Raw genomic sequence first — 22516 nt, 5'->3', positions numbered from 1 at the left:
CAGGAGTATTTGACTGATATCAGGAGTAGCGGTCCATGGCCAAGTCCTATGGCGTAGCGGGTGCGGTGGCGTCTTTTCTGAGCCGCCGGATGTCCTTGCGGGGTCGAAGGTTGAGTTCAGATGAAATGGAGTTGCTGGCGCAATATCGGGCGCTGACCGAGAGTGATCAGGTGGCGATGCGCTATCTGATTGGCGCGATGAAAAGCGTGTCGCGGTTCTGAGCCAAATCCGATCATTCCCACGTTATTGCGTGGGAATGATCGTGCGGGTGGCGTCAGGTGTACTTGCGTTGCTCTGGCGCAGGCGGGAAGTACTGATACAGCCAGGTTTCACTGAGGGTGCGGTCCTGGGTGCGAATAAACAGGCGTAGCTCGACCGGCTCCACGCTGTCGCTGGTGGGGTACCAGTCGAACAGGATGCGGTAACCCTTGATGTTATCCAGCACCAGCACGCTGAAATCCTTCACCTCACCGTGGGAACAGGTCACCACAGGCTCGATGCCGGTGCCCGCCGGCAGGCGATCCAGGCCGCCGCCCTTGAAGTCCACGGCAAAACGCCGCGCCCATACCTTCGGATAATGCTCCCCGGGTGCCCAGCCTTCGGTAAAACCGCCCATGCCCGAACGGGTCGCGTCGACTTGTGCCAGCGGCGTGCTCACTGGCGGCAGTGCGCTCCAGTACAGCTTGTAGCCATAGTTGAGCGAATCACCCGCGGCCACGGGCTTTTTCGGGGTCCAGAAGGCCACGATATTGTCCAGGGTTTCGCCGGTGGTGGGGATTTCCAGCAGGTCGATCGAGCCTTCGCCCCAGGCCGTGGTCGGTTCAACCCACAGGCTTGGGCGTTTGCTGTACCAGTCGACGGTGTCTTGGTAGCTGGCGAACTCATGGTCGGTCTGCACCAGGCCGAAGCCTTTGGGGTCGGTGTCGGCGAACGCGTTGAATTGCAGCTTGGCCGGGTTGTTCAGAGGCCGGCAGACCCATTCGCCGTTGCCTCGCCACATGGCCAGGCGGTCGGAGTCGTGGATTTGCGGGTGGATGGTGTCGCACATGCGGCGCTCATGGGTGCCGCAGCTGAACATACTGGTCATGGGCGCGATGCCCAGTTGTTCGATGGCGGTGCGCGCATTGATGTGCGCGTCGATCGCCATCACCACTTGGTTGGCCTGGCAGTCGATGTCGAAGCGATAGGCGCCAGTGGCGCTTGGCGAGTCGAGCAGGGCGTAGACCACAAAACGCGTGGCGTTCTTGTCCGGGGTTTCGAACCAGAACTGCGTGAAATCAGGGAATTCCTCGCGTTTTTTCGCGTAGGTATCAATCGCCAGGCCACGCGCCGAGAGGCCGTACTGGCCGGTGGAATCCACTGCGCGAAAGTAGCTGGCGCCGAGAAACGACAGCACGTCATGGCGGTCCAGTTCCGGCGCCTTGAACAGCTTGAAGCCGGAGAAACCCAGGTCGCCGGTTAATTGCTGGGTGTCCACCGTGGTTTTTTCATAGTTGAACAGCGAAGGGCGAAAGTGCACTTCGCGGGCTTCACGGGTCTTGGGGTCGACGCTGTGCATGCGCACCGGCGTCTTGAAACCCATGCCGACGTGGAAGAACTGCACGTCCAGTTGGCCGTTCAACTCCTTCCACAGTGAATGGTTACGGTCATAGCCGATGGCGTTGAAATTCTGCGGGGTCATGGTGGCCAGGGTCGGCGGCAGCACCTGCTTAGTGTCCTGGTAGCCACGGGTGGCCAATTGCTTGGCCTGGGCCTTGAGCGATTCGAAATCGAACGCCACGGCCTTGCCATCGGCAGCCCGGTTTCCTGCCCAGGCCTGCGCGGCCAGCAGGCCACTGGCCGACAAACCGGTGTAAGCCGCAATGGCCATGGATGCTTTGAGCAAATTCCTGCGGTGCATAGAGACAACCTGTCGTGAGCAAATCCCGCGCCGTTCCTGGCACGTAACGGATCAGAAATAACGGTTCGGACATGCCTTCGGCCAAACGCAACGGACAATAAACAGACGCCGGATAGCTTAAGCGGTTCGATGAGCGAGGCAAATTGATTGATGGCGGGATGATGGCGTTGCATGTGCAACAAGACATTTCCAGCATCGCAACTGAGCGTTACATCTGGAAGCACTCTAGATCACGGCTTTTTGGCACTTAGTTTTACGCTGGAGGCCTATTGGTCCTACGAACCCAAGTGTCTGGAGGCTACGAATGAATACCCGTGGATTGCTCGATCAACTGCTCAAGTCTGGCCAGGACATGTTGCAAAACAAGGCCGGCGGCCAACGCAAGTCCAATGACAAGGGCGCCCTTGGCGGCTTACTCAACGGTGGCGGGCTCGGCAGCATGCTCGGTGGTGCCGGCGGCGGCGCCCTGGCAGCGGGAGCCATGGGCTTGCTGCTGGGCAACAAAAAAGCCCGCAAATTCGGCGGCAAGGCGCTCACCTACGGCGGCCTGGCCGCACTCGGTGTGATTGCCTACAAGGCTTACGGCAACTGGCAAGCCCAGCAGGCCAGCGCGCCCCAAGGCGAGCCGCAAACCATCGACCGCCTGCCAGCGGCCCAGGTCGAACAACACAGCCAAGGCATTCTCAAGGCACTGGTGGCTGCAGCCAAGGCTGACGGCCATGTAGATGAGCGCGAGCGCGCCTTGATCGAAGGCGAATTTACCAAACTGGACAACGATCAGGAGTTGCAACACTGGCTACACGCCGAACTCAACAAACCCCTGGACCCCACCGACGTCGCCCGCGCCGCCAGCACCCCGGAAATGGCCGCCGAAATGTACATCGCCAGCGTGATGCTGGTAGACGAAGAAAACTTCATGGAAAAAGCCTACCTGGACGAACTGGCCCGCCAGCTGAAACTTGAACCAGGCTTGAAGCTGGAGTTAGAAAAACAAGTACGGCTTAACGCATAAACAAGGCCTCACGCCCATCAAAAATGTGGGAGCGGGCTCGCTCGCGAATGCGCTAGACCAGTCACTCTATTTCCGACTGATGCCATCGCCGTAACCACGATGCGAAGCGAGCCGCCCTTGATCTTGCTCTTGATCTGCTTTTGATCTTAGGCGCCCCGTCAAACCACGCTGGCCGGAATTCGACAGGGATTTGGGGGGTAAACCGGCAGGGATGCCGGTTTAGCCGCCCCGCGCCATGGATGGCGCGTGGCGGCGGCCCCCCAAATCACTGGCGGATTACGGGCACACCGAGCCAAAGCGAGGTGCCGAGTGGTGGGGCAAGAGCCCTTTGGTTACTTTGGGGCTTTTCCAAAGTGACCCGCCGTCAGGGCGGAACCCTAAGCGGCCGTTACCGCAGGAATGGATATGCAGACAATACAACTGTGTTGACTGCCAGGCCGCCTTCGCGAGCAAGCCCGCTCCCACAGTTGGATCGTTGGGGTGTCTGGTAGATAGTTGTCGGCTGGGAGGCAGCCATCGCAGGCAAGCCAGCTCCCACATTTAGATTGTGGGGGGGGCAGGTGAATAGGTGTCGGCTATCAGGCAGCCACGGGAGCAAGCTCCCTCGCCACAGGCCCCGCGTCGCACGCAAAATTGTGTAGATAGCTATGGCCAACGCAAGCACATCTGCATTCTGTGCACTGCACATCAAAAGCCTTGATAAAAGCGCGCAGCCGCTCAGCTATACTCCCCTCCATTTGAATGGCCCTGCGAGGAATTACTGTGAAGAACTGGACCCTGCGCCAAAGGATTTTGGCGAGCTTTGCGGTAATTATCGCGATCATGCTGCTGATGGTCGTAGTCTCGTATTCACGCCTGCTGAAAATCGAAGTCAGCGAAAACTCAGTCCGCGACGATGCGGTGCCCGGGGTGTTTTTCAGCTCGATGATTCGCAGCGCCTGGGTCGACAGCTACCTGCAAACCCAGGAGTTGGTCGGAATCCACGAGAATCAGGGCATTTCCGAAACCGACAAACAGGATTACAAGTCTTTCGAAGCTCGGCTTGAGCAGCACATGGCCAGCTATGCGGGAACGATCAATATCACCCAGGATCGCACCGAATTCGATGCCTTCGAAAAACTGCACCAGAACTACAACCAGATTCTCGCCCAAGTCCTGGCGGCCCATCAGAGCAATAACGCAGCCGAAGCGCTGCGGTTGTTCAACGAGCAACTGACCCCCGCCTGGACCGCAGGCCGCATGAAGCTCAACGACATTATCAACGAGAACAAACAGGTCGCCGACAACGCCACCGCTGCCATCGATGATGCGGTAGCGGCCGCGAAGATCAGCATGGGCGTCTCGCTGCTGCTGGCAATTCTCGCCGCCGCGCTGTGCGGCCTGTTGCTGATGCGCGCGATCATGGCGCCGATGCAGCGCATCGTTCAAATCCTCGAAGTCATGCGCACCGGCGACCTGAGTAAGCGCCTGAATCTGGAGCGCAAGGACGAATTCAACGCGGTTGAAACCGGCTTCAACGACATGATGACCGAGCTGACTGCCCTGGTGTCCCAAGCGCAGCGCTCATCGGTACAGGTCACTACCTCGGTCACCGAGATTGCCGCGACCTCCAAGCAGCAACAGGCGACCGCGACAGAAACCGCGGCGACAACCACCGAAATCGGCGCCACATCCCGCGAAATCGCCGCCACGTCCAAAGACTTGGTCCGCACCATGACCGAAGTGTCCACCGCCGCCGACCAGGCCTCGGTGGCAGCAGGTTCCGGCCAGCAGGGCCTGGCCCGCATGGAAGAAACCATGCACTCGGTGATGGGTGCCGCCGACCTGGTCAACGCCAAGCTGGCGATCCTCAATGAGAAGGCCGGCAACATCAACCAGGTGGTAGTGACCATCGTCAAGGTGGCCGACCAGACCAACCTGTTGTCCCTCAATGCTGCGATCGAGGCTGAGAAAGCCGGTGAATACGGGCGCGGCTTTGCCGTGGTTGCCACCGAAGTGCGTCGCCTGGCCGATCAGACCGCCGTGGCGACCTACGACATCGAACAGATGGTGCGCGAGATCCAGTCGGCGGTGTCGGCGGGGGTGATGGGCATGGACAAGTTTTCCGAGGAGGTGCGCCGGGGCATGTCCGAGGTGCAGCAAGTGGGCGAGCAACTGTCGCAGATCATCCATCAGGTACAGGCCCTGGCGCCGCGGGTGTTGATGGTCAACGAAGGCATGCAGGCCCAGGCCACCGGCGCCGAGCAGATCAACCACGCGCTGGTGCAATTGGGCGATGCCAGCAGCCAGACCGTCGAATCCCTGCGCCAGGCCAGCTTTGCCATTGATGAACTGAGCCAGGTTGCGGTCGGTCTGCGCAGCGGCGTCTCGCGTTTCAAAGTCTGATGAGCGAGCTCGCGGCTAAACGCGGTGCCGTCCCGGCAGCGAAAAAGGCGTTGTTCCTGGTGTTTCGCATCGGCAACGAACGCTTTGCCCTCAAGGCCACCGAAGTGGCCGAGGTGCTGCCGCGCCTGGCGCTTAAACCCATCGCCCAAGCGCCCTTATGGGTGGCGGGTATCTTCGCCCATCGTGGGGTGCTGGTGCCGGTCATCGACTTGAGCGCGCTGACGTTCGGCACTTCGGCCCAGGCGCGTACCAGTACGCGCCTGGTGTTGGTCAATTACCAGCCGCAGCCTTGGAGTGAGGCGCGTTGGCTGGGGCTGATCCTGGAACAGGCCACCGATACCCTGCGTTGCGACCCCGCCGAGTTCCAGCCTTATGGCCTGGATAATCAGCAGGCGCCATACCTGGGGCCGGTGCGTGAGGATGCCCAGGGCTTGATGCAGTGGATTGGCGTCGCGGATCTGTTGACCGCGCCAGTGCGCGCCTTGTTGTTCTGCGCCGAGTTGAGCCTATGAGCAATGACCCGCGGTTTTTCGCGTTCTTGAAAGAACGCATCGGCCTGGACGTCGCGTCGGTGGGCGAGGCGATCATCGAACGCGCGGTGCGCCAGCGCTGCCAGTCGTCCCAGTCGCCGTCGGCGGAGGCTTACTGGCAGCACTTGCAAACCTCCCATGACGAGCAGCAGGCGCTGATCGAAGCGGTGATCGTCCCCGAGACTTGGTTTTTCCGTTATCCCGAATCCTTTGCCACCCTGGCCCGCCTGGCCCAGGTGCGCCTGGCCGAGATCAATCAGATGCGCGCCCTGCGTATTCTCAGCCTGCCGTGTTCGACCGGCGAAGAGCCCTATTCGATTGCCATGGCTTTGCTTGATGCGGGTTTGGCGCCCCACCAGTTCAAAGTGCAGGGCATGGATGTCAGCCCGCTGTCGGTGGAGCGGGCGCGGCGGGGTGTGTACGGCAAGAACTCGTTTCGCGGCGCCGACCTTGAATTTCGCGACCGCCACTTCACTGAAGACGCAGGCAGCTATCGCATCGCCGACCGAGTGCGCGAACAAGTGCGCCTGCAAGTCGGCAACTTGCTGGACCCGGCATTGCTGGCGAACGAGCCAACCTACGATTTTGTGTTCTGCCGCAACCTGCTGATCTACTTCGACCAGCCGACCCAGAAACAAGTGTTTGATGTGCTCAAGGCATTGACTCACGTGGACGGCGTGCTGTTTATCGGCCCAGCCGAGGGCAGCCTGCTGGGGCGCCACGGTATGCGCTCCATCGGCGTGCCGCAGTCCTTCGCTTTCAGTCGTCATGTAGAACCGACCCCGCCGCCAGCACCTGTGGTCAAACCGACGCCCGCGCCGCTACCGCAGCGCAGGGCGGCGCCGATAGCGCTCAAGCCGCGGCCGTTCAGTACGGTCAGCCCCAGCGTGCCACCGGTCAAAGGGGTGCCTACCGATGCTGGGGATTTGCTTAGCCAGATCGCAACCCTGGCCAATGAGGGCAAAAGTGCCGAAGCCCGTGCGGCCTGCGAGCGCTATTTGAGCAGCCACCCACCGGCCGCCCAGGTGTTTTACTGGTTGGGGCTGCTCAGCGATGTGGCTGGCAGTGCCCTGGAGGCGCAAGGGTATTATCGAAAAGCCCTGTATCTGGAACCGCAGCATCCCCAGGCCCTGATGCACCTGGCCGCGTTGCTCGAGTCCCAGGGCGACAGTGCCGGCGCGCGTCGTCTTCAGGCACGCGCCGCCCGTAGCGAGCGAGCTGACAGTGAGTCCAAACGATGAGTAGCCCTGACGTGCTCGACACCGCAGGCCTGGACCTGACGCTGACTGACACCCAAGCCATTGACGACTGTTGGAACCGCATCGGTATCCATGGCGACAAGTCCTGCCCGTTGTTGGCTGAGCACATCCACTGCCGCAATTGCTCGGTGTATTCGGCCGCTGCAACGCGCCTGCTTGACCGCTACGCGCTGCAACAGGACGACCATCACGCGCAGGCAAGTGCCGAAGCGGATAACGAGGTGGTCACCCGTTCGCTGTTGATGTTCCGCCTCGGCGAAGAATGGCTCGGGATCGCCACCCGTTGCCTGGTGGAAGTAGCGCCGTTGCAGCCGATCCACTCGCTGCCGCACCAGCGCTCCCGGGCGCTGCTGGGCGTGGCCAATGTACGCGGGGCGCTGGTGGCATGCCTGTCACTGGTGGAACTGTTGGGCCTGGACAGCACCAGTACCGGCGCGAGCGGCGGGCGGATCATGCCGCGCATGCTGATCATCGCTGCCCAGGACGGCCCGGTCGTGGTGCCGGTGGATGAAGTAGACGGCATCCACGCCATCGATGAGCGCACCTTGCAGGGCGCGTCGGTGTCCGGCACCCAGGCCAGCGCCCGCTACACCCAAGGCGTGTTGCAGTGGAAAGGCCGCAGCCTGCGTTGGCTGGACGAAGCGCAATTGTTGTCCGCCGTGACCCGGAGCCTCGCATGACCCCCGACCAGATGCGCGATGCCTCGCTGTTGGAACTGTTCAGCCTGGAAGCCGATGCGCAGACCCAGGTGTTGAGCGCAGGCCTGCTGGCGCTGGAGCGCAACCCGACCCAGGCCGACCAGCTCGAAGCCTGCATGCGCGCCGCGCATTCACTCAAAGGGGCGGCGCGGATTGTCGGCGTGGATGCCGGGGTCAGCGTGGCCCATGTCATGGAAGATTGCCTGGTCAGCGCCCAGGAGGGCCGCCTGTACCTGCAACCTGAACATATCGACGCGTTGCTGCAAGGCACCGACCTGCTGATGCGTATCGCCACCCCGGGCAACGATGTGGGGCCGGCGGATATCGAAGCGTACGTAGCGCTGATGGAGCGCTTGCTCGACCCCGCGCAGCCGATTGCCACTCCGCAGCCAAAACCCGAGCCCCTCTCTGTGCCGCAGGTAGACGCCTTGCTGCTGGAGCCTGAGCTGGAGCCCGCGCCAGCGGTCAGTAGCGAAGCCCCGCGCCAGAACAAGCGCATGACCGAAGGCGGCGAGCGGGTGCTGCGGGTCACAGCCGAGCGCTTGAACAGCCTGTTGGACTTGTCCAGCAAATCCCTGGTGGAAACCCAGCGGCTCAAGCCGTACCTGGCCAGCCTGCAGCGGCTCAAGCGCATTCAGAGCAACAGCTTGCGTGCCCTCGACGCCCTGGATGGCCAGCTCAAATCATTGGATCTGAACCTGGAAGCCCAGGAAGCCCTGGCCGATACCCGTCGCCTGCTGAGTGAAGCCCAGGCCCTGCTGGCGGAAAAAAACGCCGAGCTGGATGAGTTCGGCTGGCAGGCCGGCCAGCGTGCCCAAGTGCTTTACGACACCGCATTGGCCTGCCGCATGCGGCCGTTTGCCGACGTGCTGGCCGGGCAGGTGCGCATGGTGCGTGACCTCGGTCGTAGCCTGGGCAAGCAGGTGCGCCTGGAGATTGAGGGCGAAAAGACCCAGGTCGACCGTGACGTGCTGGAAAAACTCGAAGCACCGCTCACCCATTTATTGCGCAATGCGGTCGACCACGGCATCGAAACCCCTGAGCAGCGCGTGCTGGCGGGCAAACCGGCGGAAGGCTTGATTCGCCTGCGCGCGTCCCATCAGGCCGGGCTGCTGGTGCTGGAGTTGAGCGATGACGGCAACGGTGTCGACCTCGAGCGCCTGCGCGGCACCATTGTCGACCGGAATTTGTCGCCGGTGGAAACGGCCCTGCGCCTGAGCGAAGAAGAACTGCTCACGTTTCTGTTCCTGCCGGGGTTCAGCCTGCGTGACAAGGTCACCGAAGTGTCCGGGCGCGGTGTGGGCCTGGACGCGGTGCAGCATATGGTTCGCCAGTTGCGCGGCGCGGTGGTGCTGGAACAGACAGCAGGGCAGGGCAGCCGCTTCCACCTGGAGGTGCCGTTGACCTTGTCGGTGGTGCGCAGCCTGGTGGTGGAGGTCGGCGAAGAAGCCTATGCCTTCCCCCTGGCGCATATCGAACGCATGTGCGACCTGGCCCCCGACGACATCGTGCAGTTGGAAGGCCGCCAGCACTTCTGGCATGAGGGCCGGCACGTCGGCCTGGTTGCCGCCAGCCAGTTGCTGCAGCGCCCGCCGGGGCAGACCCCGTCAGATACCTTGAAAGTAGTGGTGATCCGCGAACGCGATGCCGTGTACGGGATTGCCGTGGAGCGCTTTATCGGCGAGCGCACCCTGGTGGTGTTGCCGCTGGATGATCGCCTGGGCAAGGTCCAGGACATTTCTGCCGGGGCCTTGCTCGATGACGGCTCGGTGGTGTTGATCGTCGACGTCGAAGACATGCTGCGCTCGGTGGACAAATTGCTCAACACCGGCCGCCTGGAGCGCATCGCCCGGCGCAGCCAGCAGGCCACCGAAGCGCCGCGCAAGCGTGTGCTGGTGGTGGACGACTCACTGACGGTGCGCGAGCTGCAACGCAAATTGTTACTCAACCGTGGTTATGAAGTTGCCGTTGCGGTCGATGGCATGGATGGCTGGAACGCATTGCGCTCCGAGGACTTCGACCTGCTTATCACGGATATTGATATGCCTCGCATGGACGGTATTGAATTGGTCACACTTTTGCGCCGTGACAGTCGCCTGCAATCGTTGCCGGTGATGGTGGTTTCTTACAAGGATCGTGAAGAAGACCGCCGCCGTGGCCTCGACGCCGGGGCCGACTATTATTTAGCCAAAGCCAGTTTCCATGACGACGCCTTGCTCGACGCCGTGGTTGAACTGATTGGAGGCGCCCGGGCATGAGGATTGCGATCGTCAATGACATGCCCCTGGCCGTAGAGGCCTTGCGCCGCGCCCTGAGTTACGAGCCCGCCCACGAGGTGGTGTGGGTGGCCAGCAATGGCCTGGAAGCGGTGCAACGTTGTGCCGAGCTGACCCCGGACCTGATCCTGATGGACTTGATCATGCCGGTGATGGACGGCGTGGAAGCTACCCGCCAGATCATGGCCGACACGCCATGCGCGATCGTGATCGTCACCGTCGACCGCCAGGCCAACGTCAGCCGTGTATTCGAAGCCATGGGCCACGGCGCCCTGGATGTGGTGGACACCCCGCCGCTGGGGGTGGGCAACCCCAAGGATGCGGCGGCGCCGCTGTTGCGCAAGATCCTTAATATTGGCTGGCTGATCGGTCAGCGTGGTACCCGAGTGCGTGCCGAAACCCCGCCGCAGAGGGTCACTGGCAAGCGTCAACGGCTGGTGGCGATTGGATCTTCCGCCGGTGGGCCGGCGGCTCTGGAAGTGCTGCTCAAGGGGTTGCCCCGGGATTTTCCCGCCGCCATCGTGCTGGTGCAGCATGTGGACCAGGTGTTTGCCGCCGGCATGGCCGAGTGGTTGAGCAGCGCTTCCGGCCTGCCGGTGCGCCTGGCCTGTGAAGGCGAGCCGCCTCAACCCGGCGTGGTATTGCTGGCCGGCACCAACCACCATATTCGCTTGTTGAAAAATGGCACGCTAGCCTATACCGCAGAGCCAGTGAACGAGATTTACCGGCCGTCGATCGACGTGTTTTTCGAAAGCGTCGCCAGCCACTGGAACGGTGACGCCGTCGGCGTGTTGCTCACCGGCATGGGGCGCGACGGCGCCCAGGGCCTCAAGCTGATGCGCGAACAAGGATATTTGACCATCGCCCAGGACCAACAGAGCTCGGCGGTGTATGGCATGCCCAAAGCGGCGGCGGCGATTGATGCTGCTGTTGAAATTCGCCCACTGGATAGAATTGCGCCCCGATTGCTGGAGGTCTTTGCAAAATGAACAAGAATCTCCCGCCGTGCTGGCTTGCAGGTAGTAATTCAGGTGACTGCACATGAATGATTTACAGCTCGACGACTTCAAGACCGACGAAAACGCCGCCATGGTGTTGCTGGTCGACGACCAGGCCATGATCGGTGAAGCCGTGCGGCGTGGCCTGGCCCATGAAGAGAACATCGACTTCCACTTTTGTGCTGACCCGCACCAGGCCATTGCCCAGGCGATCCGCATCAAGCCCACGGTGATCCTGCAAGACCTGGTGATGCCGGGCCTGGACGGCCTGACCCTGGTGCGCGAATACCGCAATCACCCGGCCACCGCGAATATCCCGATCATCGTGCTGTCCACCAAAGAGGACCCGCTGATCAAGAGCGCGGCCTTTGCGGCCGGGGCCAACGATTACCTGGTCAAGCTGCCGGACAACATCGAACTGGTGGCGCGCATCCGCTATCACTCGCGCTCCTACATGACCCTGTTGCAGCGCGACGCAGCCTACCGCGCGTTGCGCGTCAGCCAGCAACAGTTGCTGGACACCAACCTGGTGCTGCAACGCCTGATGAATTCCGATGGCCTGACCGGGCTCTCCAACCGCCGCCACTTCGACGAATACCTGGAGCTGGAATGGCGCCGCGCCATGCGTGACCAGACCCAGCTGTCGTTGCTGATGATCGACGTGGACTTCTTCAAGACCTTCAACGACAGCTTCGGCCACGTCGAGGGCGACGAAGCCCTGCGTAAAGTCGCCAACACCATCCGTGAAGCCAGCAGCCGCCCTTCGGATTTGCCGGCGCGCTACGGCGGTGAAGAGTTCGCGCTGGTCCTGCCCAACACCTCGCCGGGCGGCGCACGCCTGGTCGCGGAAAAACTGCGCATGGCGGTAGCGGCGTTGAAAATCCCGCACATCGCCCCGGCTGAAGGTGCCAGCCTGACCATCAGTATTGGGCTGTCGACGTTGACGCCGGTCCAGGGCACCGATTGCCGGCAGTTGATCATGGCGGCGGACAAGGGGCTGTACACGGCCAAGAACAATGGGCGTAATCAGGTGGGCATCGAGTAATCCCCAGCGCCGCCCAACCCCCAATGTGGAAGGGGTAAGCCTTAATACCCGTCAGTTAAGCGCAGATCCCCTGTGGGAGCGGGCTTGCTCGCGAATGCGTGGGTCAGTCAACGCATTTAGTGACTGGTATCGCGCTTTCGCGAGCAAGCCCGCTCCCACATTTCAATCTTCATCGGTCTTGGGATCGTGTACAAACCCCCGCCTTTTCGGCCAAGCGGGCTGCCGTTTCCAGCCGTTTGCCGTTATACTCGCCGGCTTTCAAAAGTTCGCCAACGAGTGCTGCCCGCCATGGAAATCAACCCGATCCTTAACACCATCAAGGACCTGTCCGAGCGCTCCGAAACTATTCGGGGGTATCTTTGACTACGATCAAAAGCATGAGCGTCTGACCGAGGTCAATCGCGAGCTTGAAGATCCGAGTGTCTGGAACAAACCTGAATACGCCCAGGAACTGGGGCGCGAGCGCGCTGCGCTGGCACAGATCGTCGATACCCTCGACGAACTGAACACCGGCCTGGGTGATTGCCGCGACCTGCTGGACATGGCCGTCGAAGAAAACGACGAAGGCGCAGTGGGCGATGTCGTCGCCGAGCTGGCCCGTCTCGAGGAAAACCTCGCCAAGCTTGAATTCCGCCGCATGTTCAGCCATGAAATGGACCCGAACAACGCCTACCTGGATATCCAGGCCGGTTCCGGCGGCACCGAGGCCCAGGACTGGGCCAACATCCTGCTGCGCATGTACCTGCGCTGGGCTGACAAACGCGGTTTCGACGCGACCATCATGGAACTGTCCGCCGGTGAAGTGGCCGGTATCAAGGGCGCGACCGTGCACATCAAGGGCGAATACGCCTTTGGCTGGCTGCGCACCGAGATCGGCGTGCACCGCCTGGTGCGCAAGAGCCCGTTCGACTCCGGCAACCGTCGCCACACCTCATTCTCTGCGGTGTTCGTCTCGCCAGAGATCGACGACAAAGTGGAAATCGAGATCAACCCGGCCGACCTGCGGATCGACACCTACCGTTCCTCCGGTGCCGGTGGCCAGCACGTAAACACCACTGACTCGGCCGTACGTATTACCCACGTACCGACCAACACCGTGGTCAGCTGCCAGAACGAACGTTCCCAGCACGCCAACAAGGACACCGCCATGAAAATGCTGCGGGCCAAGTTGTACGAGCAGGAAATGCAGAAGCGCAACGCCGCTTCCCAGGCGCTGGAAGACACCAAGTCGGATATCGGCTGGGGTCACCAGATCCGTTCGTACGTGCTCGATGCCTCGCGGATCAAGGATCTGCGCACTAACATCGAACGCAGCGACTGCGACAAGGTACTCGACGGCGATATCGACGAATACCTGGAAGCCAGCCTGAAATCCGGCCTCTAATACCCCTGTAGGAGCGAGCTTGCTCGCGATCCCCAGCCGAAGGCTGGGGAAAACGTACCTGTGATGGAATTTCAAAAGACATGAGCGACCAACAACTCGACCCGCAAGCCCTGCAACAGGAAGAAAACTCCCTGATCGCCCTGCGCAAGGAAAAGCTTGCTGCCGAGCGCGCCAAGGGTAACGCCTTCCCCAACGACTTCCGCCGCGACAACTACTGCGATGCCTTGCAGAAGCAATACGCGGACAAGACCAAGGAAGAACTGGCAGAGGCTGCGATCCCGGTCAAGGTGGCAGGTCGCATCATGCTCAACCGTGGCTCGTTCATGGTGATCCAGGACATGACCGGTCGCATCCAGGTCTACGTCAACCGCAAGACCCTGTCCGAAGAAACCCTGGCCTCGGTGAAAACCTGGGACATGGGCGACATCATCGCCGCCGAAGGCACCCTGGCCCGTTCCGGCAAGGGCGACCTGTACGTCGAGATGACCAACGTGCGCCTGCTGACCAAGTCCCTGCGTCCGCTGCCAGACAAGCACCACGGCCTGACCGACACCGAACAGCGCTATCGCCAGCGCTACGTTGACCTGATCGTCAACGAAGACGTGCGCCAGACCTTCCGCGTGCGCTCGCAAGTCATTGCCCACATCCGCAGCTTCCTGATGCAGCGTGACTTCCTGGAAGTGGAAACCCCGATGCTGCAGACCATCCCCGGTGGTGCCGCAGCCAAGCCGTTCGAAACCCACCACAACGCGCTGGACATGGAAATGTTCCTGCGTATCGCGCCGGAGCTGTACCTCAAGCGCCTGGTGGTTGGCGGCTTCGAGAAAGTGTTCGAGATCAACCGCAACTTCCGTAACGAAGGCGTCTCGACCCGTCACAACCCAGAATTCACCATGTTGGAGTTCTACCAGGCCTACGCCGACTACGAAGACAACATGGACCTGACCGAAGAGCTGTTCCGCGAGCTGGCACAGCTGGTGCTGGGCAGCACTGACGTGCCGTACGGCGACAAGGTGTTCCACTTCGGCGAGCCCTTCGTGCGCCTGTCGGTGTTCGACTCGATCCTCAAGTACAACCCCGAGCTGACCGCTGACGACCTCAACGACATCGACAAGGCCCGTGCCATTGCCAAGAAAGCCGGCGCCAAGGTGCTGGGCTTCGAAGGCCTGGGCAAGCTGCAGGTGATGATTTTCGAAGAGCTGGTGGAGCACAAGCTGGAGCAGCCGCACTTCATTACCCAGTACCCGTTCGAAGTGTCGCCGCTGGCCCGTCGCAACGACGACAACCCGAACGTTACCGACCGTTTCGAGCTGTTCATCGGTGGCCGCGAAATCGCCAACGCCTATTCCGAGCTTAATGACGCGGAAGACCAGGCCGAGCGTTTCATGGCCCAGGTGGCCGACAAGGACGCCGGTGACGACGAAGCCATGCACTACGACGCCGACTTCGTACGGGCCCTGGAATACGGCATGCCGCCCACTGCCGGTGAAGGCATCGGTATCGATCGTCTGGTGATGTTGTTGACCAACTCGCCTTCGATCCGCGACGTGATCCTGTTCCCGCATATGCGGCCACAAGCGTAACCGTAGCGAAATCCGAAGCCGCCTTTTATAAGGCGGCTTTTTTATGTGGCCTGTTCAAGTGGTGTTCGTCAGTGATCATTTCCCACGCTCTGCGTGGGAATGCACCCTGTGACGCTCCGCGTCACCTCTAAAGGAAGAAGTGTGGTGAACCGCGTAATAGCTCAAGAAGGTGCCGCCGGCATTGCTGCTGCCGTGGCTGAAAGCGTTCAGTACCAGGGCCGCAAGGCCAGTCGGCGGGGCAGCGAGCAACGCCGGCAAGACATTCTCGATGCGGCCATGCGTATCGTCGTGCGCGATGGCGTGCGGGCCGTACGTCACCGGGCAGTGGCGGCAGAGGCGGGGGTGCCGCTCTCGGCCACCACCTATTACTTCAAAGACATCGACGACCTGCTCACCGACACCTTCGCCCAGTACGTGGAACGCAGCGCCGCATTCATGGGCAAGCTGTGGGTGCGTAACGAAGGCCTGTTACGCGAGATGGTCGCCTATGGCGACGGTAGCCCGGAGTCGCGCTCGCAACTGGCCGATGATATCGCACGCCTGACCGCCGACTATGTGCTGCGCCAACTGACCAACCGCCGCGAATACCTGATGGCCGAACAGGCCTTTCGCCAGGAAGCCCTGCTCAACCCACGCCTGGCCGAGCTGGTACGCTCCCATCAACAGATCCTGTTGCAGGGCACCGGGCAGTTTTTCCAGGTATTGGGTTCCCGTGAGCCGCAGCAGGATGCCAAGGTGTTGACGGCTATCATCAGTCGGATGGAATATCAGGGCCTGTTGGGCGGCGCAGAGCCTCTGACCGGGGAAGAGATGCTTGAAATCCTCAAGCGCTATATGCACCTGGTATTGGCCTCGGTCTGACAGCGTTCGATAAAAGCCTGATAACGTTCAACGTTTAAAGAGGAAGCACCGGGTGGACGATTACCAGCAGACGATACGCACCTTGTCCGATCGCATTGTGCTGGCGCAAACACCGATCCGCGTCCTCGATGCGGTGAAATGGGACGAGAACATTCGCCAGGGATTCCTCAAGGCCAAAGGCAAGGCGATGCCTGCCGTAGACCGTGATTACTACCTGAACCGGCCGCTGTCGTTCGATTCCAGTGCGGTGAAGCTGGAGTTCCAGAACATCGAGCGCGACATTACCCGTCGCCTTGGGCAATTCAGTCCGGTGGGGCAGATCATGCGGCGCATGTGCCGCGAATACCGCATGGTGGTGCGCATGCTTGAAGCGCGCGGCACCGAGGACTTCGGCCTGATTTCCCAGGAGCTGTACGGCGCCGCCTCCGATGCGTTCCACGCCGGTGACCCGACCCTGGCCGACCTTGGCCTGATGCTCTCCGACTACCTGAACAACATCGACGGCCGGGGCGACCTCAAGGACGAAGCCAAGACCCTCACCGCCAAAGATGCGGTCAGCCTGCTGCAAACCCGCCTGAACAAGGTGTTTGGCGAGGCGGAAGAAACCATCCGCGTATTCGAGTCCGACGGCATCGTCGCCGACGCGGCGGCGGGCGCCGACTACATCAAGATCCGCGCCGACGCGATGTTCAACGACCGCGACGTGCGCGCCCTGGAAGTGCATGAAGGCCTGGTGCATGTGGGCACCACCCTCAACGGCCAGAACCAGCCGATCTGCACGTTCCTGTCCAAGGGCCCGCCGTCGTCCACCGTTACCCAGGAAGGCCTGGCGATCCTGATGGAAATCATCACGTTTGCCTCCTACCCCAGCCGCTTGCGCAAACTCACCAACCGGACACGCGCCATCCATATGGTGGAGGAGGGGGCCGACTTCCTGCAGGTGTTCGAGTTCTTCCGCGAGCAAGGCTTTGAAATGGCTGAAAGCTATGGGAATGCCAGCCGGGTATTCCGGGGTTCGGTGCCCACCGGTCTGCCATTTACCAAGGATTTGTCCTACCTCAAGGGCTTTATCATGGTCTACAACTACATTCAGCTCGCCGTACGCAAAGGCAAGCTGGAACAGGTGCCGCTGCTGTTCTGCGGCAAGACCACCCTTGAAGACATGCGTACCCTGCGCCAATTGGTCGACGAAGGCCTGGTGGTGCCGCCCAAGTATTTGCCGGAGCAGTTTCGCGACATGAACGCGCTGGCGGCCTGGATGTGCTTCTCCAACTTCCTCAACCACTTGAGCCTGGACCGGATCGAAGCGGATTACTCCAATATCCTTTAACTGACGAAACCGAATCAAAATGTGGGAGCTGGCTTGCCTGCGATAGCGGTGAGTCAGCCAGCACTCATTCAACTGATAGACCGCTATCGCAGGCAAGCCAGCTCCCACATTTGATCTCTATGGGTCTTCAGAACTTTCGCGAGGCTTCAACGGATGAGAATCCTCGGCATTTTATGCCTGCTACTCACATTGAACGGCTGCAGCGCCTTGCTGTTCTACCCCGAGCCCGGCCTGCCATTCACCCCGGAAAAAGCCCACCTGCAATACCGCGACGTCACGCTCACCACCGCAGACGGGGTGAAACTGCACGCCTGGTGGCTGCCAGCCAAAGCCGGTGTACCGCTCAAGGGCACCGTCCTGCATTTGCACGGCAACGGCGGTAACCTCGCCTGGCACCTGGGGGGCAGTTGGTGGTTGCCGGAACAGGGCTATCAAGTGCTATTGCTGGACTATCGCGGCTATGGGCTGTCGGAAGGCAAGCCATCGTTGCCGGCGGTCTACCAAGATATCGACGCCGCATTCGGCTGGATCGACAAGGCACCTGAAACCCAGGGTCAACCGCTGATTGTTCTCGGGCAAAGCCTGGGCGGTGCACTGGCGGTGCATTACCTGGCAGCCCACCCGGAGCGTCAAGCCCAACTCAAAGCTCTGGTACTGGACGGCGTGCCAGCCAGTTATCGTGACGTAGGACAATTCGCCTTGAGCACTTCCTGGTTAACCTGGCCGTTGCAGGTGCCGCTGTCGTGGCTGGTGCCGGACGCCGACAGTGCGATCAATGCCATGCCCCGCGTGACCGGCGTGCCCAAGCTGCTGTTCCACAGCCTGGATGATCCCATCGTGCCGGTGGCCAATGGCATCCGCCTGTATCAGGCCGCACCGCCGCCCAGGGTGTTGCAACTGACCCGTGGCGGCCATGTGCAGACTTTTGCCGACAAAACCTGGCAGACCGTGATGCTGCGTTATCTGGACGACCCGCAGCACTTCAACGGCTTGCGCCGCCTGGGCGAAATTCCGAATTACCCTATTCCTAAAGTTGATTCATCAGAGAGCCCGCAATGAGCGAAGAACGCAACATGATCCCGCTGATTCTCACCGGCATCGGCACCATCATCGGTACCGTTGGCTGCCTGTGGTATTACGGCTACCTGCACTTCGCCAAGCCGGAAGATGCGTTGCTGCTCAGCGACTTCACCATGCTCAAGACCGTGCCGGGTGAGGATTACAAGGTCTCCCTGACCCCGGCGGCGCAAGTGGCGCAGTGCGTTGACGGCGTGTTGGTGATGTTTGATACCGAACAGAAAGGCTTGAGCGGCGTGCTGGTGAACAATAAGAAGCAGGCCGTGCGTTGCATGGGCCAGGAAACCCCGCAGTTGCAACAGTGAGCCTGGTTTTTTGCGTGGTATGAAACATACCGTTGAGTTCCCGGTTCGGGTGCCTCCGGTGGTTTCCAGGGGGCTGGAGGCGCTCAAGGCTCCGGTGGCTCCCAAGGCGCTGGCGGGGATGAGCGTCTCGAAAAACTGCAGAAGCGGCTGGCAGAAAAACAGGCGGCCCAAGGTGCGCAAGGTGGTGAAGGTGGCGCATCGGGCCAAGGCCAAATTCAGATTGGCGGCGCAGAGAGTCAAGGCTCGATCAACTACTGATCGGCATCCCTCCCAGAGCCCGCCTTTTAGCGGCGGTTTTTCATATCAGCGGCCCTACAGACATCATCGACGAGCCAGGATCTCGTAACGAAATTGTTTGGAACCCAATTGCGTCTAATGCCACAAAGGGCAATGTAATTACGCGAAGTGGGGGCGGGAAGGCAGTGATAAGAATTGATGCGATATGCAATATGCTGGCTATGGTCAGGGCGCATCAGGCGTTGGAGCGGGCGGATGCGCAAGAACAGGCGCGTAATCAGTTGGCAGGTTGCTCAACTGATTCCTCCCGTCATAACAAAAAGATAACGCCGCCGGATGAAGATACTGATCGCAAGATCAAGTTTCCCTAGTCAAAAAAACCACCGTTTCCGGTGGTTTTTTTTCGTTTCAATTTTATCCATCAACGATAGGCGACCTGCTTGGGATACCAACAGGCGAGCCCCTACTTGTTATCAGGATTATACCGTTGGGAACTGATAGAAGTAGGCGACCACTCTATAGCTGCCAGGAGTTTAAACCTGGGCATGTGGGAAAATCATTTGGAGTCAAGGAATGAGGTTAGATTCATTTGTCAATACAGCGCTCGTGAATACCATGGGGGTCATGTCCAATACATGGAACGCTGTCACGGGGCAGCGTATGGGTTGGCGATACCCTCAAGTGGGTAAAACCTATAACTACAATAGCTATCAATCGAGTCGGCGTCCAAACTATGCCGGTACTCAACCTTTGAATCGTGGAACCGTTCGCTACATGGGGCCGCCACCCCGTACTCAGCCGTCAACTTCACAGCCGCCTACGATCAACTACGTGACCTATGTATTCAATACTAATTATGTGACGGTCGGAGGTGTAAAGTCGGCGCAAGTGGGTGTGCATATCAATAACGGTAATAACAGCATGAATGACGGTAACTTCGCCAATTACGGCAATAACGGTAATAGCGGAAGCCACAGTGGCTATTCCAATCACGGCAGTAACGGCAATCGTCAATTGCCCTCCGGGCATAGGCTGGTCGGCAGTGGCCATGCTCGGCGTCTTCAAGGTTGAAACAAGCAATGCGACTGCGTCGCCGCGCATATTTTGACGTGGTTTTTAGAGTTTTAGTAGTGGAACTGCTCGCAGCGATTCCCCAATTAAATGGGCGACACACCAGGCAGCACGCAGCTTAGGTGTCGTAAATCCACACACTCTTATTTCAGTTTGACAGGGAAGATAAAATGACTCATCTATTTGGTTCGCGACCTGCACAGTATGTTGCCTGGCATCCACGTTATGCTGAAGAGCAACCTCGCCATGCCACACCAGGTCAGCGAGTGTGGGGGAGTGGCGGCAGTAATGGCAATAACGGCAATTATGGTAACTATGGCAATAACGGTAATAGCGGCCAGTGCAGTCACTATGAAAATCATGGGCACAACGGCAATGACATGATGGGGGTGCCGGGTAACTACCGCCACTTTGAAGGCTATAGTAATCACGACAGTTACGGTAACTATGGCAACTACGGAAATAACGGCAACTCGGGCGATTCCAGCCGTTACATTAACTCTGGCCAGAATGGCAACCGCAGCACCTTCAGATACTTCAATGACTAAAGCCTGAACACGCGTTCATGGACCGTAACGAAAAAGCCCCGCCTAATAAGGCGGGGCTTTTTACCAGGCTATTGATCAGTTAGCGACGGAAGACCGTGGCTTGACCGGCTGGTTGTCGTTGGAGATGGTCACTTCAACGCGGCGGTTCATGGCGCGGCCGGAAACGCTGCCGTTATCGGCAACCGGATATTCCTTGCCATAACCCTGGGTCACGATGCGCGAGATATCCACGCCTTGCTGAGCCAGTGCACGTTGAACGGAAGCGGCGCGACGCTCAGACAGGCTCTGGTTGTACGAGTCCGAACCGGTGCTGTCGGTGTAGCCTTCGACGATCACTTTACGGTCTGGGTTATCGCGCAGGAACTGAGCCAGCTTGGTGATGTTCACCAGGCCGCTGGATTTCAGGTCGGACTTGTTGGTGGCGAACAGCACATCACCGAAAGTCACCAGGGTACCGCGATCGGTTTGCTTGGCGTTCAAGCTGTTTTGCAGTTGCTTGATTTGCGCATCACGGGCATCCAGCAGGGCGCGGGCACGTTCGTCACCGGCGTTTTTCAGCTTGGCTTCGGATTCGCGCAGAACGATGGTGTCCTTGGCCACTTCAACGCGCTGGTTGGTCAGGTAGGCCAGTTGGTCGACTTTCTTCTCGTCTTCCTTGTCGCGGTAGGCCTTGTCAGCCTTGTCCAGCCAGTCGCTGGCGTCTTTGGTTTCCAGCGCGGCCAGCTTGGTGGCTTGCGGGTTGGTTTGCAGGGACGAGAAATTGGTCCGCGCATTTTCCAGGTTCGCGTTAGGCGGGGTGGAGCAGGCCGCCAAGGCAACGCTCATCGCCAGCAGGGCAGGGATCATCAATTGTTTACGCATAGTCGTGTCGTCCTTTCAATTCGATATCAGGTGCGATGCAGTCAAGAGGCTGCGGCTTACTTCTGCATGATTGCAGCTGGGCGCATGCCTTCTTTACGCAGTTCGTCAACAGCCTTCTGGGAGTCCTTCACAGCCTGTTGAGCCTTGGCAGCCTGGGCTTTACGCTCAGCGACGCGGGCATCCCACTCGGCTTGTTCAGCCAGTTGGCGAGCCTTGTCGTAGTTCTTGTCGTGCATGGCAATCTCAGCTTCTTTGAGCTTGTCCTGGGCCGACTTCATTTCCACCGCCGCGTACTCGGTGCCGCCGGCGCTGACTGCGCTGTTGACGGCCGATTGGGTCACGGCGTACTGCTCGGTTGGAGGGTTGCCGGCGCAGCCAGCCAGAACGAAGCTGGTGCCGATTGCCAGCGCGGCCAATTTGAGCCCGCGCAGATGGTTAAACGAGGATTTGGCAGTGCTGGTGTTCATCGTCTTCAACTCCATTGGATAACTCCTGAAAAACATCAAAATCCATCGGGGCGTATCGATTTCGGGCCCGTCGATAAAGCACATGGCGTCCGTTCAAACGACCGTTCCACACGTGATGGCTACTGGCTGTGACCGGAGGCTTTTTTCAAAAGTTCAGCGGATATGGCGATTTGCCTAAAAAAATATCTGACTGACTGGTCAGTGTTTAAAAAATGGAACTTTCGCGGCGCGCGGCGGTACTTCCGGGCCTGTAAAAGACCCGGAATACGTGGGTTTAATTGACGTCAATAAATGTTTATCAGTGCTTTTGTTCGTCAGTAGCGGCCGACAAATCATGCAAGTGGCGACGGGATAACGTGAGAAAACGTGGGGTGGGGCCGACGTCTTCATACAGCGGGTCACCCTCTTCATCGGTGGCAATCACCTGCTGGCCCTGGATGTAAGGAAAGCTGGCTTCCAGCTCTTCCAGGGCGGCGCCAATCAGCTCGCCGAGCAGTTCTTCAACGTGGCGCTTGGGGTACATCTCGGCAATGGCCGCCAGCCGGGCAGCGGCTTCTACATCCAGATGAATCGCGTACTCAGTCTTGGTCAAACGACCCTTGGCGGTTTCTTCCCAATGCTGGGCCAGTTCTCGAATTTTCATGGCTACCTCAATAAAGCCTGCGAGGGCAGGCGGTGATGAGTGACCA

The 22516-nt window shown here is 60.0% G+C and carries 21 protein-coding genes; 16 read left to right on the top strand and 5 right to left on the bottom strand.

Annotated features, from left to right (window positions below; translation table 11 throughout):
- Positions 1 to 35 precede the first annotated feature (35 nt).
- Complete coding sequence (locus PSH76_RS21560) at positions 36 to 221, top strand: hypothetical protein (RefSeq protein WP_003189066.1); 186 nt, start codon at positions 36 to 38, stop codon at positions 219 to 221.
- 53 nt (positions 222 to 274) lie between these two features.
- Here PSH76_RS21560 and PSH76_RS21555 read toward each other — a convergent pair whose 3' ends face one another.
- Positions 275 to 1900 (bottom strand): glucan biosynthesis protein D, encoded by a 1626-nt coding sequence (locus PSH76_RS21555; RefSeq protein WP_056790149.1) that lies wholly within the window; start codon positions 1898 to 1900, stop codon positions 275 to 277.
- Between the two features lie 304 nt (positions 1901 to 2204).
- On the opposite strand from PSH76_RS21555, the gene PSH76_RS21550 reads away from it, so the two are divergent.
- From PSH76_RS21550 to PSH76_RS21485, 14 genes are all read left to right on the top strand, one after another.
- Positions 2205 to 2912 carry a tellurite resistance TerB family protein gene (locus tag PSH76_RS21550; protein WP_056790152.1) on the top strand — a complete coding sequence of 236 codons (708 nt, stop codon included), beginning with the start codon at positions 2205 to 2207 and terminating at the stop codon, positions 2910 to 2912.
- A gap of 762 nt (positions 2913 to 3674) precedes the next feature.
- Positions 3675 to 5297, top strand: a complete 1623-nt coding sequence (locus PSH76_RS21545; RefSeq protein WP_305492889.1) for a methyl-accepting chemotaxis protein — start codon at positions 3675 to 3677, stop codon at positions 5295 to 5297.
- Positions 5297 to 5809 (top strand): chemotaxis protein CheW, encoded by a 513-nt coding sequence (locus PSH76_RS21540; RefSeq protein WP_003189072.1) that lies wholly within the window; start codon positions 5297 to 5299, stop codon positions 5807 to 5809. The genes PSH76_RS21545 and PSH76_RS21540 overlap by 1 nt, the downstream gene beginning before the upstream one ends.
- Positions 5806 to 7068: a protein-glutamate O-methyltransferase CheR gene (locus PSH76_RS21535; RefSeq protein WP_305492888.1), complete on the top strand. Its 1263-nt coding sequence runs from the start codon at positions 5806 to 5808 to the stop codon at positions 7066 to 7068. The genes PSH76_RS21540 and PSH76_RS21535 overlap by 4 nt, the downstream gene beginning before the upstream one ends.
- Positions 7065 to 7766, top strand: a complete 702-nt coding sequence (locus PSH76_RS21530) for a chemotaxis protein CheW (protein WP_305492887.1) — start codon at positions 7065 to 7067, stop codon at positions 7764 to 7766. Before PSH76_RS21535 ends, PSH76_RS21530 begins: the two co-directional genes overlap by 4 nt.
- Positions 7763 to 10042 (top strand): hybrid sensor histidine kinase/response regulator, encoded by a 2280-nt coding sequence (locus tag PSH76_RS21525; protein WP_305492886.1) that lies wholly within the window; start codon positions 7763 to 7765, stop codon positions 10040 to 10042. The genes PSH76_RS21530 and PSH76_RS21525 overlap by 4 nt, the downstream gene beginning before the upstream one ends.
- The gene (locus tag PSH76_RS21520; RefSeq protein WP_305492885.1) at positions 10039 to 11049 is read left to right on the top strand and encodes a chemotaxis response regulator protein-glutamate methylesterase; all 1011 of its coding nucleotides are present in this window, start codon (positions 10039 to 10041) and stop codon (positions 11047 to 11049) included. Before PSH76_RS21525 ends, PSH76_RS21520 begins: the two co-directional genes overlap by 4 nt.
- 52 nt (positions 11050 to 11101) lie before the next feature.
- Entirely contained in the window at positions 11102 to 12103 is a 1002-nt protein-coding gene (locus PSH76_RS21515) for a PleD family two-component system response regulator (protein WP_014717198.1), read from the top strand.
- 288 nt (positions 12104 to 12391) lie between these two features.
- Positions 12392 to 13487 (top strand): peptide chain release factor 2 gene (prfB, locus tag PSH76_RS21510; protein WP_096001736.1). Its coding sequence is split into 2 segments (ribosomal slippage): positions 12392 to 12463 and positions 12465 to 13487, totalling 1095 coding nucleotides; the frame shifts between segments, so codons are not numbered across the junction.
- 80 nt (positions 13488 to 13567) lie between these two features.
- A complete protein-coding gene (lysS, locus tag PSH76_RS21505; RefSeq protein ID WP_003189082.1) occupies positions 13568 to 15070 on the top strand; it encodes a lysine--tRNA ligase in 1503 nt (500 codons plus the stop codon).
- Positions 15071 to 15214: 144 nt separating this feature from the next.
- Positions 15215 to 15931: a TetR/AcrR family transcriptional regulator gene (locus PSH76_RS21500; RefSeq protein ID WP_003189083.1), complete on the top strand. Its 717-nt coding sequence runs from the start codon at positions 15215 to 15217 to the stop codon at positions 15929 to 15931.
- 52 nt (positions 15932 to 15983) lie between these two features.
- Entirely contained in the window at positions 15984 to 17261 is a 1278-nt protein-coding gene (locus tag PSH76_RS21495) for a flavohemoglobin expression-modulating QEGLA motif protein (protein ID WP_014717201.1), read from the top strand.
- A 153-nt stretch (positions 17262 to 17414) separates the two neighbouring features.
- The gene (locus PSH76_RS21490) at positions 17415 to 18320 is read left to right on the top strand and encodes an alpha/beta hydrolase (protein ID WP_305492884.1); all 906 of its coding nucleotides are present in this window, start codon (positions 17415 to 17417) and stop codon (positions 18318 to 18320) included.
- On the top strand, positions 18317 to 18643 hold the full coding sequence (locus PSH76_RS21485; RefSeq protein ID WP_003189087.1) for a hypothetical protein: 327 nt from the start codon (positions 18317 to 18319) through the stop codon (positions 18641 to 18643). Before PSH76_RS21490 ends, PSH76_RS21485 begins: the two co-directional genes overlap by 4 nt.
- 1044 nt (positions 18644 to 19687) lie before the next feature.
- Here the strand turns inward: PSH76_RS21485 and PSH76_RS21480 are convergent.
- The gene (locus tag PSH76_RS21480; RefSeq protein WP_098949374.1) at positions 19688 to 19930 is read right to left on the bottom strand and encodes a hypothetical protein; all 243 of its coding nucleotides are present in this window, start codon (positions 19928 to 19930) and stop codon (positions 19688 to 19690) included.
- Positions 19931 to 20121: 191 nt separating this feature from the next.
- Between PSH76_RS21480 and PSH76_RS21475 the strand changes: the two genes are divergently transcribed.
- Complete coding sequence (locus PSH76_RS21475) at positions 20122 to 20499, top strand: hypothetical protein (RefSeq protein ID WP_305492883.1); 378 nt, start codon at positions 20122 to 20124, stop codon at positions 20497 to 20499.
- A gap of 75 nt (positions 20500 to 20574) precedes the next feature.
- Here the strand turns inward: PSH76_RS21475 and PSH76_RS21470 are convergent, their stop codons facing one another.
- From PSH76_RS21470 to PSH76_RS21460, 3 genes are all read right to left on the bottom strand, one after another.
- Entirely contained in the window at positions 20575 to 21360 is a 786-nt protein-coding gene (locus PSH76_RS21470; protein WP_003189093.1) for an OmpA family protein, read from the bottom strand.
- Positions 21361 to 21416: 56 nt separating this feature from the next.
- Positions 21417 to 21842 carry a DUF4398 domain-containing protein gene (locus PSH76_RS21465; protein ID WP_003189094.1) on the bottom strand — a complete coding sequence of 142 codons (426 nt, stop codon included), beginning with the start codon at positions 21840 to 21842 and terminating at the stop codon, positions 21417 to 21419.
- Positions 21843 to 22125: 283 nt separating this feature from the next.
- The gene (locus PSH76_RS21460) at positions 22126 to 22470 is read right to left on the bottom strand and encodes a pilin assembly protein (RefSeq protein ID WP_120247592.1); all 345 of its coding nucleotides are present in this window, start codon (positions 22468 to 22470) and stop codon (positions 22126 to 22128) included.
- Positions 22471 to 22516 lie beyond the last annotated feature (46 nt).

The sequence above is a fragment of the Pseudomonas sp. FP215 genome, assembly GCF_030687795.1.
In the GTDB taxonomy this organism is placed as follows: Bacteria; Pseudomonadota; Gammaproteobacteria; order Pseudomonadales; family Pseudomonadaceae; genus Aquipseudomonas; species Aquipseudomonas salmasensis.
Note: the sequence above shows the minus strand (reverse complement) of the source record. Positions and strands in the feature narration are given on the sequence as shown.

What these genes read in the sequence shown, in the direction of transcription:
- PSH76_RS21535 (WP_305492888.1), top strand. Translation starts at nt 5,806, where the DNA reads ATGAGCAATGACCCGCGGTTTTTCGCGTTCTTGAAAGAACGCATCGGC.
- PSH76_RS21515 (WP_014717198.1), top strand. Translation starts at nt 11,102, where the DNA reads ATGAATGATTTACAGCTCGACGACTTCAAGACCGACGAAAACGCCGCC.
- PSH76_RS21480 (WP_098949374.1), bottom strand. Translation starts at nt 19,930, where the DNA reads ATGGCCACTGCCGACCAGCCTATGCCCGGAGGGCAATTGACGATTGCC.
- PSH76_RS21460 (WP_120247592.1), bottom strand. Translation starts at nt 22,470, where the DNA reads ATGAAAATTCGAGAACTGGCCCAGCATTGGGAAGAAACCGCCAAGGGT.
- lysS (WP_003189082.1), top strand. Translation starts at nt 13,568, where the DNA reads ATGAGCGACCAACAACTCGACCCGCAAGCCCTGCAACAGGAAGAAAAC.
- PSH76_RS21465 (WP_003189094.1), bottom strand. Translation starts at nt 21,842, where the DNA reads ATGGAGTTGAAGACGATGAACACCAGCACTGCCAAATCCTCGTTTAAC.
- PSH76_RS21485 (WP_003189087.1), top strand. Translation starts at nt 18,317, where the DNA reads ATGAGCGAAGAACGCAACATGATCCCGCTGATTCTCACCGGCATCGGC.
- PSH76_RS21490 (WP_305492884.1), top strand. Translation starts at nt 17,415, where the DNA reads ATGAGAATCCTCGGCATTTTATGCCTGCTACTCACATTGAACGGCTGC.
- PSH76_RS21475 (WP_305492883.1), top strand. Translation starts at nt 20,122, where the DNA reads ATGACTCATCTATTTGGTTCGCGACCTGCACAGTATGTTGCCTGGCAT.
- PSH76_RS21525 (WP_305492886.1), top strand. Translation starts at nt 7,763, where the DNA reads ATGACCCCCGACCAGATGCGCGATGCCTCGCTGTTGGAACTGTTCAGC.
- PSH76_RS21530 (WP_305492887.1), top strand. Translation starts at nt 7,065, where the DNA reads ATGAGTAGCCCTGACGTGCTCGACACCGCAGGCCTGGACCTGACGCTG.
- PSH76_RS21555 (WP_056790149.1), bottom strand. Translation starts at nt 1,900, where the DNA reads ATGCACCGCAGGAATTTGCTCAAAGCATCCATGGCCATTGCGGCTTAC.
- PSH76_RS21560 (WP_003189066.1), top strand. Translation starts at nt 36, where the DNA reads ATGGCCAAGTCCTATGGCGTAGCGGGTGCGGTGGCGTCTTTTCTGAGC.
- PSH76_RS21540 (WP_003189072.1), top strand. Translation starts at nt 5,297, where the DNA reads ATGAGCGAGCTCGCGGCTAAACGCGGTGCCGTCCCGGCAGCGAAAAAG.
- PSH76_RS21470 (WP_003189093.1), bottom strand. Translation starts at nt 21,360, where the DNA reads ATGCGTAAACAATTGATGATCCCTGCCCTGCTGGCGATGAGCGTTGCC.
- PSH76_RS21550 (WP_056790152.1), top strand. Translation starts at nt 2,205, where the DNA reads ATGAATACCCGTGGATTGCTCGATCAACTGCTCAAGTCTGGCCAGGAC.
- PSH76_RS21520 (WP_305492885.1), top strand. Translation starts at nt 10,039, where the DNA reads ATGAGGATTGCGATCGTCAATGACATGCCCCTGGCCGTAGAGGCCTTG.